This is a genomic window from Lactobacillus nasalidis, from assembly GCF_016587775.1.
Lineage (GTDB): Bacteria > Bacillota > Bacilli > Lactobacillales > Lactobacillaceae > Lactobacillus > Lactobacillus nasalidis.
In genome coordinates, this window is the sequence record NZ_BOCG01000272.1 from 1 (window position 1) to 13,810 (window position 13,810).

Sequence of the window (13,810 nt, forward strand, 5' to 3'; positions counted from 1 at the left end):
GTTCTTGGCCTGGCCAGTGGCGGCGGCCAGCAGATGCCGATCCTGACTGCCTTGGGGGCAAAATGCACGGTGCTGGACTATTCTGACCAGCAGCTGGAAAGCGAGCGATTGGTTGCAGAGCGAGAAGGCTACGATATCGACATCGTCAAAGCCGACATGACTCAGCCGCTTCCTTTTGCTGACGAAAGCTTTGACATGATCATCCAGCCAGTTGCCAATTGCTACGTGGAAGAAGTCAAGCCGATCTGGAAAGAATGCTACCGGATTTTGAAAAAAGGCGGCGTTTTATTGGTGGGTCTGGACAACGGCATCAACTACCTGTTTGACGGCGAAGAGGAAAAATACGTCGTCAATTCTTTGCCTTTCAACCCATTGAAAAATCCGGACCAGATGAAGCAGCTGGAAAAAGACGACTCAGGGGTCCAGTTCTCCCATACTCTGGATGAGCAGATCGGCGGTCAGCTGGAAGCCGGCTTCACCTTGACCAATCTCTACGAAGATACCAATGGCGAAGGCCGTCTGCATGAACTGAACATCCCAACTTTTATCGCGACCAGAAGCGTTAAATAGCAAAAGCCACCAAGCGGACAAGCTTGGTGGCTTTTTTCTACAATTCAGTGATGTCGACCAAGGAGATTTTGTTGTCGTGCTTGGCTTCCAGGGCGTGGATCAAGGCACGCGCCGTATCAAGGGAGGTGTAGATCGGCACGCCGGCTTCTACGGCAAAGCGGCGGATCAAGAAGCCGTCCTTCAAGTTGTTGTTTCTGGTTGGGATGTCGATGACCAGGTCGACCGTTTCCGTCAAGATCAAGTCAAAGATGGTATTCTCCTTGTCATTGATCCGGTTGACCAGGCGGGCAGGGATGCCGTGACTCTGAAGGAAGTCATAAGTGCCTTGGGTTGCATACAAGTCGTAGCCGAAGTCGTGGTATTCCTTGGCAATTGGCAAAAATTCTTCCTTAGCTGAATCCTTGACCGTGCAGATGACCTTCTTGTGCTTAGGCAGGTCCAGGCCAGTACCCATAAAGGCCTTGTACATGGCTTCTTCAACATCTTCAGAAATCCCCAGAACTTCACCAGTTGACTTCATTTCTGGTCCCAGGGCAATTTCCGCCCCAGTAATCTTTTCAAAGGAGAAGACTGGCATCTTGACGGCAACCGTCTTCTTTTCTGGTGCCAAGCCGTAGTCATAGCCTTGTTCCTTGATGGACTTGCCGATGATGACGTTGGTGGCCACGTCAACCAGCGGAATCCCGGTTACCTTGGAAATGTAAGGAATCGTTCTGGAAGAGCGCGGGTTGACTTCGATCACGTAGACTTCGTTTTCGTAAACGATAAACTGGATGTTCATCAACCCCTTCACCTTCAAGGCCTTGGCCAGGCGCTTGGAGTATTCAACGATCCGGTCTTTCATCTCCTGGGAGATCTTTTGCGGCGGGTAGATGGAGATAGAGTCACCAGAGTGGACACCAGCTCTTTCAACGTGTTCCATGATCCCAGGAATCAAGATGCCTTCGTCATCGCAGATGGCGTCAACTTCACATTCCTTGCCGGCCAGGTACTTGTCGATCAAAATCGGGTGATCTTCAATGTTGAACTGGGAGGTAATGTGGTCGATGAAGCGCTTGAGGTCGCCGTCGTTTAAGGCAATTTCCATGCCGGCACCGCCTAAGACATAGGAAGGGCGGACCAGAACAGGATAGCCGAGAGAGTTAGCAGCCTTTAAAGCCTCTTCAGCCGTAAAGACGGTGTGGCCCTTTGGCCGGTCAATCTGGCATTTTTCCAAAATTTCGTCGAATCTTTCCCGGTCTTCAGCTGCGTCGACGCTGTCAGCCGAAGTGCCCAGAATCGGCACGCCCATCTTGATCAGATCTTGGGACAGCTTGATAGCGGTTTGTCCGCCGAATTGGACGATGGCCCCGTCTGGCTGCTCAAGCTCAATGATGCTCTGTACGTCTTCAGCCGTCAAAGGCTCAAAATAGAGCCGGTCGGCAATGTCAAAGTCAGTTGAGACGGTTTCCGGGTTGTTGTTGACGATGATGGTTTCGTAGCCGGCTTCCTTTAAGGCCCAGACGCTGTGGACGCAGCAGTAGTCAAACTCGATCCCTTGGCCGATTCTGATTGGGCCGGAGCCGAAGACGATCACCTTTTTCTTAGACCGGTCTGGCTGGATCTCGTGCTCGCCGCCGTAAACGCTGTAGAAGTATGGCGTCTCGGCATCAAATTCTGCCGCGCAGGTGTCAACTGTCTTAAAGGCAGCCGTAATGTTCAAGCCCTTTCTAAGGTAGTAGACCTCTTCTTGGCTCTTGCCGGAAAGCTGTGCAATCACCTTGTCTGGGAATTCGCTGTGCTTGGCCAGTTTCAAAAGGTCTGGTGTCAGTTCTTCAGTCTTCAGCCGGTCTTCAATTTCAACCAGGTGCTTGATCTTGTCAATGAACCAGACATCGATCTTGGTAATAGCATGGATTTCCCGGATGGAGACACCCTTTCTCAAGGCTTCAGCGATTCTGAAGGCCCGCTTGTCGTCAATCTTGCGCAGGTCTTTGCGGAGTTCATCGGCTGACAGCTGGGCAATTTCTTCATTATAAAGGTAGTAGCTGTCTTGTTCCAAAGACCGGAGGGCCTTCATGAAGGCGCCTTCGAAGTTGTTGCAGATAGCCATGACTTCCCCGGTTGCCTTCATTTGGGTGCCCAACTTGCGGGAGGCATCGTAGAACTTGTCAAAAGGCCACTTAGGAATCTTGCAGACGATGTAGTCAAGGGTTGGTTCGTAAGAAGCGTAGGTCTTGCCAGTTACGGCATTGACGATTTCGTCCAGGGTGTAGCCAAGGGCAATCTTGGTGGCGAGTTTAGCGATCGGGTAGCCGGTAGCTTTTGAAGCCAGGGCAGAGGACCGGGAAACCCGCGGGTTGACTTCGATGACGCAGTATTCAAAGGAATCTGGGTTGAGGGCAAACTGGACATTGCAGCCGCCCTTGATGTTCAAGGCCGTGATGATGTTGAGGGCAGAAGACCGGAGCATCTGGTAGTCCTTGTCTGACAAGGTTTGAGATGGCGCGACCACGATACTGTCACCGGTGTGGACGCCGACCGGGTCCATGTTTTCCATGTTGCAGACGGTGATGCAGTTGCCAGCACCATCGCGCATAACTTCGTATTCAACTTCCTTCCAGCCGGCGATTGATTGTTCAATCAAACATTCAGTAACTCGGGAAAGGCGGAGGCCATTAGAACAGATTTCATGCAGTTCTTGTTCGTTGTGGGCGATCCCGCCGCCAGTACCGCCCAAAGTGTAGGCCGGGCGGACAACGACCGGGTAGCCGATTTTCTTGGCAAAAGCGATGGCATCTTCAACGTAGTTGACAACAACTGACTTGGCAACCGGTTCACCGATTCTTTCCATCAAGTTCTTGAATTCCAGCCGGTCTTCAGCCATCTTGATCGTGTCAGTGTCCGTACCGATCGTCTTGACATTGTGCTTTTCCAAGAAGCCTTCATCAGCCAAAGCCATGGCGATGTTCAAGGCGTTTTGCCCGCCCATGGTCGGCAGAATGGCATCGGGCTTTTCCTTTTCAATCAGTTGCTTGACGACGGGAACAGTCAAGGGCTCGATGTACACGTGGTCAGCCATGTCCCCGTCGGTCATGATTGTGGCTGGGTTGGAGTTGATCAGGACAACTTCGATGCCTTCTTCTCTGAGGGCCCGGCAGGCCTGGGTGCCGGCATAGTCGAATTCAGCTGCCTGGCCGATGATGATCGGGCCTGAACCAATCACTAAAACTTTTTTGATGTCATTGCGCTTAGGCATTCTTGTGTTCTCCCATCATTTCAATAAAACTGTCAAAGAGGTATTCCGTGTCATGCGGGCCGCCGCAGGCTTCCGGGTGGAACTGGACGGACTTGATGTTTTCATGCAGGTATTCCAGGCCTTCGATGGTCTTGTCGTTGACGTTCTTGAACCAGACCTTGGCCTTGCTTGGATCGATCGTGTCTTCCTTGATCACGTAGTTGTGGTTTTGCGTCGAGATGTAAACCCGGCCGGTCGTCAAATCTTTGACCGGGTGGTTGCTGCCGTGGTGGCCGTAAACCATTTTTTCCGTCTCAAAGCCATGGGCTAAGGCCAAAAGCTGGTGGCCCAGGCAGATGGCAAAAATCGGGATGCCGGACGCAGAAAGGAGCTTCAGCTGGTCAATGATTTCCGTGCATTCGCTCGGATCACCTGGCCCGTTTGACAGCATGACGCCATCAAAGCCTTGCTCCAGAACGTATTTGGCCGGGGTGTCGGCCGGCAAGACCGTCACATGGCAGTCCCGCTTGGCCAGTTCTCTGGCGATATTGCGCTTGGCACCGAAGTCATACAGGGCGACTTCGTATTTGCCTTGGCCAACGTGATAGGGTTCAACGCAGGTGCATTTTTCGACGACGTCATGAATCCGGTAGGCCTTGATCTGGTCGATTACTTCGCTGACTTCATAATCCTTAGTGGTGATCATGCCGTTCATGCAGCCTTCTTTACGCAGAATGCGGGTAATGGCGCGGGTATCAACGCCTTGAATGCCGGGGATGTTGTTTTCAATCATGTAGTCGTTCAGGCTCATGTTCATCCGGAAATTGGATCCCAGGCGGGAAAGCTCGCTTACTACAAAGGCTTCGACAAACGGGTGGGCTGATTCCTGGTCATCCAGAGGAACGCCGTAGTTGCCGATCAGGGGATAGGTCATGACTACGCTTTGTCCGGCGTAGGAAGGGTCGGTCAAGACCTCAACGTACCCGGTCATCGCCGTGTTAAAGACGAATTCGCTGATGACATCATGGACAGCGCCGAAGCTTTCGCCTTCAAAAACGTGCCCATCTTCCAGTATTAAACGCGCTTTCATTGATTTTTGACTCCTATAAAAAAGACATATCAGCAAGTGACATGTCTAAGCTATGAAATATAAATAAATTGAAAAAAGAGAAAAGAAACAGCGAATGAAGCTGTGCAGATATTAGGGTTAACGTTAATAAATGCGGTCATTTTTGCTGCTTCCTTTCTGTTTTTTCAATAGTATAAAGGATAGATGCAACTGTTGCAAGTAGTTTTCTTAATTTTCATTAATAAAAGCGTATATTTTATATGCATTTAGTTGGCGATCGTTGATTTAACTAGGCGAAAGCAAGATTTGCCTGGATAATCACGAATATTCGCTTTTTCAAAAGTGGAAGGATGCATATTTAAGAAAATAGCGTGAGGAAACAAAACTAGCCTATGTCGAATGACATAAGCTAGTTCTTGGTGGGGTTTTCCACTATGTTTCGTTTAAAATCATGATGGATTATTTCTATTTAACAAAATAGTCTTTTGAATATGCGTTTCCCAAAATTAAGCGTCCCTTTGATACGGATAACTCGCCACTATTTGAGCTTTGGAAAATGTGCAACCATGTTTCAGAAAATTGAAGGTGGCTTTTACCACTATCATACGGATTAAGCCATTTGTGTTTGGTAGCATATTTCTCTGCTGCTTCCATTTTTGCTGGAGTCATTTTCTTAAAAGTTTTCTTAGTGCTCTTGTAAAAAGTATAACGTCCAGACAAACCGGCTCTTTTACGCTTGGTAAACGTAATTGTATGAGCAGTAATCTTGATCTTTTTGTACAAGTGCTGATATTGAGTTGGCATGCCGGAATAATCGGCTTTTCCAGCCTTTGCAAAGTACCAGGTTCCTCGTAATGCTTTTGGAGTGGTATACAATTTTCCACCATAAGCTGCTGCTTCAGCATTGCTTGAATTGGATAACAATCCAAAGCTAAGCACCAAACCCAGACTCAACAAGAAAGTAATTAACTTCTTTTTCATCTTAGCTCTCCGTTCATATATTGAAATATTAGATTAGAAACACCATCTCTGATTATAGTCATGTGAGCATTATGAGTCAATAATATATTTACATATAAATACAGTTAAGCATCTTAACTATAACTAACTCACTTCAAAGATCTACTCAAAAAGATTAAGCATTATTTAAATAATATTTAGATTAAAAAGCAGCCTTTTCCTATGCTATACTTTTGACTGAGGTGAAACACATGCCAGGAATCGGAACTGTAATCAACGTCACCGCCATCATCTGCGGCGGTCTTCTAGGCCTGAACTTTGGCCACCTGCTCAAGGCCAGGGTGCAGGAAACATTAATGGTCGCCTGCGGGCTGGGGACCATGTTTTTAGGGATCGCAGGTGCAATTGAAAAAATGCTGCAGGTGAAAAATGGCCAGCTGACCAGCGGGTCCAGTTTGATGATGATTTTATCCCTGGCAATTGGCGGTTTGCTGGGGGAATTACTCAACATTGAGGCCTACTTTGAATCTTTTGGCCACTTCCTCAAGCACAAGACAGGCAACAGCAAGGACCCGGCCTTTACCACGGCTTTTGTTGATGCATCCCTGGTTGTGTGCATTGGCGCTATGGCGATCGTTGGCTCCATCAATGACGGGATTTATCATAAGCCAGATACCTTGATCGCTAAATCGATTCTCGACTTTGTCATCGTCATGGTGATGACCAGCGCTGAAGGAAAGGGATGCATTTTTTCCTTTGTGTCAGTCGGCCTATTGCAGGGGAGCTTGACCCTGCTGGCTCATTATATCAAACCAGTTATGACGACTGCCGCCTTAGCTAACATTTCTTTAGTTGGCTCAGTCTTGATTTTCTGCGTCGGGGGCAACCTGCTTTGGGGCAAAAAAGTCCGGGTTGCCAACTTTTTACCGGCCTTAGTCGTCGCTTGGATTTTTGCTTTTATTCCTGTAATTGGCTGATGATCAAGTGTGACCAAATGCTTGCTGATCTGCAAAAACTTGGCTATCACGTTTCCAGCGGCATCCACCAGGAAAAGATTGACCGCCTGGCGCGGTAAAATCTGATCATTGCAAATAAAAAAGCCGGCTTAAACGCCGGCTTTTTCTTCTGCTTCCAACCGCTGCAGTTCTTTTAAGATCAAAATGGTCGAGCCTAAAACGCAAAGGAGTCTGGTGCCCAGTTGGGAACTCCAGAAGGAATTCGTTCCTAAAGGAGCAAGCAGCAGCCAGTTGACCGCCAGCTTGAGGCCCAGTTCCCCGAGGTTGCAGTAGAGGTATTCTTTCATTAAAAACATGCTTCTGAGCAGGCCCTCGTTCAAGAACTTGAAAACAGAAAGCAATTGAATGCCGACGAAAGCCAGCAGGTAGACCTTGAAGAAGTCATAAGCTGCCTGGTTTTGTACCGGATCAAAGAAGAGACCGGCCAATTCGCGGCTGGCCAGAACCATCAAAACGGAGCTGAGCAGCCAGTAGATCAGGGAAACCTTGCTGCAGTAACGGTAGACGGCTCTGACGGCTGAGTACTTTTTCGCTGCTAAAAGCTGGGCAGTCATCAGGGTCAAAGTTTGGGCAAAACCGACCAGAACGATGGTTGCCAGGTTCATGACTTTGACGATGGCCACATAGCCCAGGATGGCTTCCTGGCCAAAGGGGTTGACCCAGGCCTGGACCAAGGTGGCGCCGAAAGTGACGGCAAACTGCTGGACGATCGTCGGCAGGGCAATGTGCATGATCAGCTTGAACTTGTCAAAAGAGAGGTCCGGCTTGAGGGATACCGGTTCTTTTTCCTGCTGGTCCATCTTGGCTAACAGCCAGAGAGTCACCAGCATCATCAAACCTTGGGCCAGAACCGTCCCGAGAGCTGAGCCCAAAACGCCCAGGTGCAGGACCAGAATGAACAGCAGGTTCAAGATCAGGTTCAGACCACTGGAGGCAGCCAACAGGTAAAAGGAAATTTTAGCCCGCTCATTGGAAATGAGGATGGCCCGGCCAACATCGTAAATATAAATGATCGGCAGGGCAAAAAGGTAGACCCGGCCATACAGAAGGGCATCCCCCATCATGTTTTCCGGCAGGGAGATCGCCTTGTAGAGAGCCGGCAGGGAAATCCAGGCAATCACCACCAGGATCAAGCCGCTGATCGCGCTGATGAAAAGCGTGTCGCGGGCCATCGCTGCCTTTTCCTTGTACTTGCCTGCGCCCAAAAGGCGGGAAACCGTGACGTCAACCGACATCTCAAAACCGCCCGAAACCACCAGAAAGAGCATGATCACGCTGGCCGCGTTGCCGACGGCCCCAAGCTGTCTGGCTCCAAGATAGCGGCCGATGATTGCCATATCAATCACGCTGTAGAGCTGCTGTACGACCAGTTCACAGATCATTGGCAGACTGAAGCTCCAGACTTTTCTTCTTAATTCACTTGTCATCTCTGCACCTGCTTTCAAATTTCTTACCTTTAGGGTAAACTATGCCCTAGGGGCATAGTCAAGGGCTGGAGAATTTTTTGAAAGGAAAATTCGATGGACGAGAATTTGATCAAGACTGGCGATTTCGCCAAAATGTGCGCTGTCAGCAAAAAGGCGCTCTATTTATATGAAGCAAAGGGACTTTTGAAGCCGGCAGTTGTCAAAGATAATAGCTACCGCTACTACCGGCTGGAGCAAGTGGACCAGGTAGCGACCATTCGCCTGTTGGAAAAACTGGGCAGCAGCCTGGAGGAAGTTGGCCGCTTTTTTGCCTTGACCAAACTGCAGGACCGCCGCAGCTACCTGCTCAAACAGCAGGATGCCGTTGAAGACGCCTTGAATCAGCTAAGGCGGATCAAAAGCAGCCTGCTCTTTTTTGACAAGCGGATTGTTGATTTTGAGCAACTTGGCTGCCAGAATCTGGCCATTGAAAGCTGCCCTGAGGAATATCTCGAGGTAAGTCCCTTTAGGCGGGGCGTCTCGCTGAATCCGATCAGCTTTGGCCCTCGCTACGGGGTGATGACTGATGATTTTGCCCAAGCAACGATCAGCCGCTTTTTCAAGGTGGTCAGTGAAGGAGAAGGCAATTTTCTCAAGGCAGCAGGCAACTATGCCTATTTTTACCAGGAACTGGACAATGAACAGGTGGCAGCCAACGGGCCACGCGCTCTGGAATTTATGCAAAAACAGGCAGGAGTAGTGCCACCTTTTTATCAAGAAGATTTCAGCAGTTCTGTTTTAGGCCACGGCGGGTCGGTGATCATCAAGTATTCGGCTAAGCTGAAGTCTTGATCTCTTTGCGACTAAGCAAGCAGCATTTGTACGTAACAAAAAGTGCAAAAAAGATCAAAAAAGAAATCCATCACATTTGCGATCTTTTTTTGCTAAAAAAACACGTAAAAGTAAGCGCAAAAAAGATTGAAAAAGAAATCTATCACATTTACGTGCAAGTTGCAATAATTATGGGGAGGTGAGAACCATGCGTGAGACTAAGAATCTAGTTTTTAAGGAACGAGTTTCGAATACTTTTTTGAAAACGGTCAGCGCTTTTGCGAATTACGGTACCGGAGAGATTAAATTTGGAATAAAAGATGATGGAGAAGTTGTGGGGGTAGGTGATCCTGAGAGAGTGTGCTTGGACATCGAAAATAAGATCAACGACTCGATCCAGCCCAACCCCAAGTATGATTTAAATATAGACAAAGATTCGCAGGTCATAACTTTAAAAGTTTATCAAGGACCGACTCCCCCGTATTTTTATAAGTCCAAGGCTTACAAGCGCAATGATAGTGCTTCGATTGAAGTGGATTCAGTAGAATTATCTCGCTTGTCCCATCAGACCCTGTCCAATTGGGAGAACAATCGAACTTATCCTGACCTGGTCAACCTGCTCTTGCTGGTCATTGGTGCAGTGGTTTTACGTAACGCAGTCAGTCAAGCTGCCTATATAATTCTATTTGTGGTCGTCAGCGTGTCCTTTTTGCTGATGCAGATTGTTAAAAGAATCTAGGAGGGATAACCATGAACCTGTTAATCTTAATTGGCCTGGCAGTCACTTTTGTCGGTATTTTTTATACTTGGTACCAAATCTATGCTTTGATGCGCCTTGATGCAGAGATGCGCGGCATTCCGCATCCCAAAGGAACCGCCTTGTTTCTCAGCAGCGGACAAAAAGGGGAGGGCCTCTTGGCCTACTTGATCTACCGCAAGAGATACCCTTTGACTTCACCCACCCCCAAAGACCGGGCCAAAAGCGACCAACTTAAAAAACAAGCCTGCCTTGGAATTGTCTTCATGGCCGTTGGCGCCTGTATCGCAATTATTGGCCTAAGCATCAGTTAGCATCATCTAATCTGAATTTTTCGGCAGATTGCCAAAAAGCGGTAAGCTAAAATTTGCCGCTTTTTGCATTTTGACTCTGGCTTGCAAGAAATGGACAAGTCTCCAGGGAGAAATATTTAAGCGCAAATGAGAGCTTTTCTCAGCATTTTTTGGCAAAAAGCAGCTTTTTAACGAATGCGTAGAAATAGGCATTTTTACGCATTCGAATGCTGGTTAATCAGGACGAATTTTTTAGGATTTTTCCCGCTCCAATGCACCTTTATGTTAAAATATAAATGTAAAGACGCATTCAACGAAGGGAGGATTTGACCAGCAAAATGGGCCGCAAAGTCAAGAAAACAGAAAGCAGCCGAAACATTCGGCCGCTGAAGACAGCAAAAGAAATCAACGCCATGAAGCGGGCGCTCCAGTTCGGAACCGGGACTGTCACCGGGCAAAACAGAAATGGCCTGCGTAACGCCATGATTTTTGTCTTCGGCATCAACACTGGCCTCCGGATTTCCGATATCGTCAAGGCCAAGGTCGCTGATATTGAGGACGGAGAATGGTACAACCTGGTTGAAACCAAAACCCACAAGAACCGGCATGCCTACATTGGCAACATCAGCCAGGATTTGGCCGACTACATCGCGCAGATGCATCTAAAGCCGGATGACTGGCTTTTCCCATCCAGAAAAGGGGAGGGGCATATCGAAGGCAAGTCTTTCTACAAGGACTTGAAGCGGGCAGCCCGGCAGTGCGAAATTGATCCGAATACTGTCGGCACGCACACCCTGCGCAAGACTTTCGGCTATCACTATATCAAGAGCGCGACCACCCCGGCTGGCGATCCAGACCCCCGGGCGCTTTACAAGCTGCAGAAGATGCTGAACCACAGCAGCCCGACGACGACTTTGCGCTACATTGGTCTGGAAGACGAGAGCATGGAAGAAGATCTGAAGACTTTCCGATTAGGATAAAAAAGCTTTTTCGAATTGATGATTATTTGCGCTTAAATGTGCAACTGGTCGCATCTGACTTTTTGAGCGCAACAGAATCGCTCTCTCAATACTGACAAAAAGTCAGCATATTCTATAGACATAATAATGATTATGTAAACTAAAAGGCTAAAACAAAATCCTTCGAATTTTTCCGAAGGATTTTTTCTTTTACTAATTTAAAAACGGCTCTGCAGAATTTTGGCAAAGTCTTCGATATAGTAGCCGGAATTGTCTTTTCTCCAAAAAGCACAGTAGTTCTTTCTAACAGGATCACCGTTCCTAACCAGCGGGATCCGGGCAATAGTACTGTCACTTTGCGGCTGGCTGCCAATCACGTCAACCGGAAGGTAACCCTGGCCGGTGATAACCTTCATTCTTGCTTCTTGAAGCGAGTCCGCAAACAAGAAGTCCCCCTTGATGCCGACGACCTCCCCGTAGTATCTTTCTTCTTCCTGGCGGCCGGCGGAGTTGATCACCAGAATGCAGGCGGTGTTTTTCAGTTCGGAAATTTCCAGCTGATCCAGCCGGCTCAGCGGGTTGCGGCTGGAAATCTCGGCGTATATCCGGCTTTCAGCCAGAACTTCATTGTTGTAGGCATCAGAAAAAGCACGCCGCTGGTCATTCAAGGCCAGGTCGATATCGTTTTTCTCCATGGCTTCATATAGTTCATCGTGGCTTCTGGAAATGACGCTGACTTCCACGGTCGGGTATTTTTGCGAGAATTCCGCAACCGCTTCGGTCAGTTCATTGCCGTTGTATCCCTTGTAATAGCCGATGCGCAGCGAAGCATGATCATGATCCGCGATTCGTTTGGTTTCCCGTTTCATCTGCTCAATGTCGCTCATGATGATCAGGCTTTTTCGGTAAAAATGCTCCCCTGCCGGCGTCAGCGTAAAAGTACGGTTGTGCCGGTCCAGCAGCTTCACATCGAGTTCTTCCTCAAGCTTCTTGATCTGCTGGGAAATAGCCGATTGCGAGACATGGCAGCGCTCGGCTGCTTGGTAAAAGCTGCCGGTTTCCACCACAGCCTGCAGGTATTCGATCTGTCTAAAAAGCATTTGATTGCCTCCTTCTCTGCCTATATGATACATCGATTACTGTAGCTTATCAATATGAACAGTATAAAGAATTGATTGATTAGCTGGACTTGCCTATACTAATAATAAATCTAGAGCAAAGAAGCTTTTTACCAAAAGGAGAAGGTGACAGATTCTAGAGAAAGCAAGCAACCATTGCAAATCCAAACTACAAATATCGCGCAAATCTACCAATAAACTATTAGATTAATATTTTTACAGAGAAGAAAGGCAAAAAAATGAAAGACGTAATGATTTTAACTGGTGCTGGACAAATTGGCATGGCTATTGCCCGGAGAATGGGCTACGGCAAGAAGATCGTCATCGGCGACAAGAGCTTGAAGAATGCCGAAGCAATTGCCAAGACGATGAACGAAGCCGGTTTTGACGCGGAAGCAGTCGAAATGGACCTGTCTTCACGCCAATCCATCAAGCAGCTGATTGAAAAGGCAGCCAGCTACGGCGAAATTTCCATGCTGGTCAACGCTGCCGGCGTGTCACCGAGCCAAGCCTCAATTGAAACGATCTTGAAAGTCGACTTGTACGGAACTGCGGTTTTGCTTGAAGAAGTCGGCAAGGTCATCAAGAAGGGCGGCGTTGGCGTGACGATTTCCAGCCAGTCCGGCTGGCGCATGCCGGCCCTAAGCCAAGAAGAAGACGAACTGCTGGCAACCACGCCAACTGAAGAATTGCTGAAGCTGCCGCTTTTGCAAGCAGAAAACATCCGCGACACCCTGCACGCTTACCAGATGGCTAAGCGCTGCAATGAAAAGCGGGTCATGGCTGAATCTGTCAAGTGGGGCGAACGCGGTGCCCGCTTGAACGACATCGCCCCGGGGATCATCGTCACTCCGCTGGCCCTGGACGAATTCAACGGCCCACGCGGTGACTTCTACAAGAACATGTTCGCCAAGTGCCCAGCTGGCCGGCCAGGTACTGCTGACGAAGTTGCCAACGTAGCTGAGCTGCTGATGAGCGACAAGGGCGCCTTCATCACTGGTTCCACCTTCTTGATCGACGGCGGCGCCACCTCAAGCTACTTCTACGGCCCGCTCAAGCCAGAAAAATAAAGAGCATAACAAGCATAAAGTGACAAAAAGCCTCCAGGACTGCCGCAGCAGTTTCCCGGGGGCTTCTTTGTCTAGATAAAGTAGGGAATTAATAAATAGTCATCAGTTGCTCTCAGTTTCAAGCAGTCCGTACGCGGGAAGCGGATCCGCGGTCTGCAGCAACTCGCGATAGCGCCGCTGTTGGTTCTGCAGGTCTTCATCGGCAATCGTGCGGGCGCCGAAAGTCATGAAGGGACGGATGTATTTCATGCCGGTCAAGCCGGCCATTGACTGGTAGGGCCGGAGCAATTCCGCCAGCCGGTAGCCATGCAGGCCTTCACGGGTGTAATGTTCCTGCCCGCCGCCAACGGAAACGCAGACCAGCAGCTCCTTGCCATGCAAGGCTTTGCCCTTGCTGCCGTAGGCCCAGCCATGAGTCAGCACGTCATCTTCCCACTGTTTTAGTAGGGCCGGGCTGCTGTACCAGTAAACCGGGAATTGGAGCACAACCCGGTCGGCCGCTTCCAGCGCCGCCTGTTCAGCGGCCACGTCGATTTTGAAGTCA

The 13,810-nt window shown here is 48.9% G+C and carries 12 protein-coding genes and 1 pseudogene; 7 read left to right on the forward strand and 6 right to left on the reverse strand.

All coding sequences use genetic code 11. The features are described from left to right. Positions 1-570: class I SAM-dependent methyltransferase (locus tag lacNas_RS04735; RefSeq protein WP_201346647.1), on the forward strand; the 570-nt coding region annotated here is incomplete at its 5' end. A 37-nt stretch (positions 571-607) separates the two neighbouring features. On the opposite strand, the gene carB is transcribed toward lacNas_RS04735, so the two are convergent. The 3 genes from carB to lacNas_RS04750 form a co-directional block, all read right to left on the reverse strand. Beyond that, entirely contained in the window at positions 608-3,808 is a 3,201-nt protein-coding gene (carB, locus tag lacNas_RS04740; RefSeq protein ID WP_201330862.1) for a carbamoyl-phosphate synthase large subunit, read from the reverse strand. Next, positions 3,801-4,877, reverse strand: coding sequence for a carbamoyl phosphate synthase small subunit (locus tag lacNas_RS04745; protein WP_201330863.1), 1,077 nt, complete (start codon positions 4,875-4,877; stop codon positions 3,801-3,803). Before lacNas_RS04745 ends, carB begins: the two co-directional genes overlap by 8 nt. A 444-nt stretch (positions 4,878-5,321) precedes the next feature. Beyond that, positions 5,322-5,837, reverse strand: coding sequence for a hypothetical protein (locus lacNas_RS04750; RefSeq protein WP_201330864.1), 516 nt, complete (start codon positions 5,835-5,837; stop codon positions 5,322-5,324). 230 nt (positions 5,838-6,067) lie between these two features. On the opposite strand from lacNas_RS04750, the gene lacNas_RS04755 reads away from it, so the two are divergent. After that, positions 6,068-6,793 (forward strand): DUF554 domain-containing protein, encoded by a 726-nt coding sequence (locus tag lacNas_RS04755; RefSeq protein ID WP_201330865.1) that lies wholly within the window; start codon positions 6,068-6,070, stop codon positions 6,791-6,793. Positions 6,794-6,921: 128 nt separating this feature from the next. On the opposite strand, the gene lacNas_RS04760 is transcribed toward lacNas_RS04755, so the two are convergent. Then, positions 6,922-8,259: an MATE family efflux transporter gene (locus tag lacNas_RS04760; protein WP_244660670.1), complete on the reverse strand. Its 1,338-nt coding sequence runs from the start codon at positions 8,257-8,259 to the stop codon at positions 6,922-6,924. A 93-nt stretch (positions 8,260-8,352) separates the two neighbouring features. On the opposite strand from lacNas_RS04760, the gene lacNas_RS04765 reads away from it, so the two are divergent. The 4 genes and pseudogenes from lacNas_RS04765 to lacNas_RS04780 all read left to right on the forward strand — a co-directional run bounded on the left by lacNas_RS04765 (position 8,353) and on the right by lacNas_RS04780 (position 11,099). After that, complete coding sequence (locus lacNas_RS04765; RefSeq protein WP_201330866.1) at positions 8,353-9,090, forward strand: MerR family transcriptional regulator; 738 nt, start codon at positions 8,353-8,355, stop codon at positions 9,088-9,090. 187 nt (positions 9,091-9,277) lie between these two features. Next, positions 9,278-9,628, forward strand: a pseudogene (locus tag lacNas_RS04770) (AlbA family DNA-binding domain-containing protein); the annotation flags it as partial. A gap of 191 nt (positions 9,629-9,819) precedes the next feature. After that, on the forward strand, positions 9,820-10,140 hold the full coding sequence (locus tag lacNas_RS04775) for a hypothetical protein (protein ID WP_201330868.1): 321 nt from the start codon (positions 9,820-9,822) through the stop codon (positions 10,138-10,140). A gap of 317 nt (positions 10,141-10,457) precedes the next feature. Next, on the forward strand, positions 10,458-11,099 hold the full coding sequence (locus lacNas_RS04780) for a tyrosine-type recombinase/integrase (RefSeq protein WP_201330869.1): 642 nt from the start codon (positions 10,458-10,460) through the stop codon (positions 11,097-11,099). A gap of 197 nt (positions 11,100-11,296) precedes the next feature. Here the strand turns inward: lacNas_RS04780 and lacNas_RS04785 are convergent, their stop codons facing one another. After that, entirely contained in the window at positions 11,297-12,178 is an 882-nt protein-coding gene (locus lacNas_RS04785; protein ID WP_201330870.1) for a LysR family transcriptional regulator, read from the reverse strand. Positions 12,179-12,435: 257 nt separating this feature from the next. On the opposite strand from lacNas_RS04785, the gene lacNas_RS04790 reads away from it, so the two are divergent. After that, positions 12,436-13,266, forward strand: a complete 831-nt coding sequence (locus tag lacNas_RS04790; protein WP_201330871.1) for an SDR family oxidoreductase — start codon at positions 12,436-12,438, stop codon at positions 13,264-13,266. Positions 13,267-13,368: 102 nt separating this feature from the next. On the opposite strand, the gene lacNas_RS04795 is transcribed toward lacNas_RS04790, so the two are convergent. Then, a partial coding sequence (locus lacNas_RS04795; RefSeq protein ID WP_201346648.1) for an NAD(P)H-dependent oxidoreductase occupies positions 13,369-13,810 on the reverse strand: 442 nt, incomplete at its 5' end.

What these genes read in the sequence shown, in the direction of transcription:
- carB (WP_201330862.1), bottom strand. Translation starts at nt 3,808, where the DNA reads ATGCCTAAGCGCAATGACATCAAAAAAGTTTTAGTGATTGGTTCAGGC.
- lacNas_RS04745 (WP_201330863.1), bottom strand. Translation starts at nt 4,877, where the DNA reads ATGAAAGCGCGTTTAATACTGGAAGATGGGCACGTTTTTGAAGGCGAA.
- lacNas_RS04750 (WP_201330864.1), bottom strand. Translation starts at nt 5,837, where the DNA reads ATGAAAAAGAAGTTAATTACTTTCTTGTTGAGTCTGGGTTTGGTGCTT.
- lacNas_RS04755 (WP_201330865.1), top strand. Translation starts at nt 6,068, where the DNA reads ATGCCAGGAATCGGAACTGTAATCAACGTCACCGCCATCATCTGCGGC.
- lacNas_RS04760 (WP_244660670.1), bottom strand. Translation starts at nt 8,259, where the DNA reads ATGACAAGTGAATTAAGAAGAAAAGTCTGGAGCTTCAGTCTGCCAATG.
- lacNas_RS04765 (WP_201330866.1), top strand. Translation starts at nt 8,353, where the DNA reads ATGGACGAGAATTTGATCAAGACTGGCGATTTCGCCAAAATGTGCGCT.
- lacNas_RS04775 (WP_201330868.1), top strand. Translation starts at nt 9,820, where the DNA reads ATGAACCTGTTAATCTTAATTGGCCTGGCAGTCACTTTTGTCGGTATT.
- lacNas_RS04780 (WP_201330869.1), top strand. Translation starts at nt 10,458, where the DNA reads ATGGGCCGCAAAGTCAAGAAAACAGAAAGCAGCCGAAACATTCGGCCG.
- lacNas_RS04785 (WP_201330870.1), bottom strand. Translation starts at nt 12,178, where the DNA reads ATGCTTTTTAGACAGATCGAATACCTGCAGGCTGTGGTGGAAACCGGC.
- lacNas_RS04790 (WP_201330871.1), top strand. Translation starts at nt 12,436, where the DNA reads ATGAAAGACGTAATGATTTTAACTGGTGCTGGACAAATTGGCATGGCT.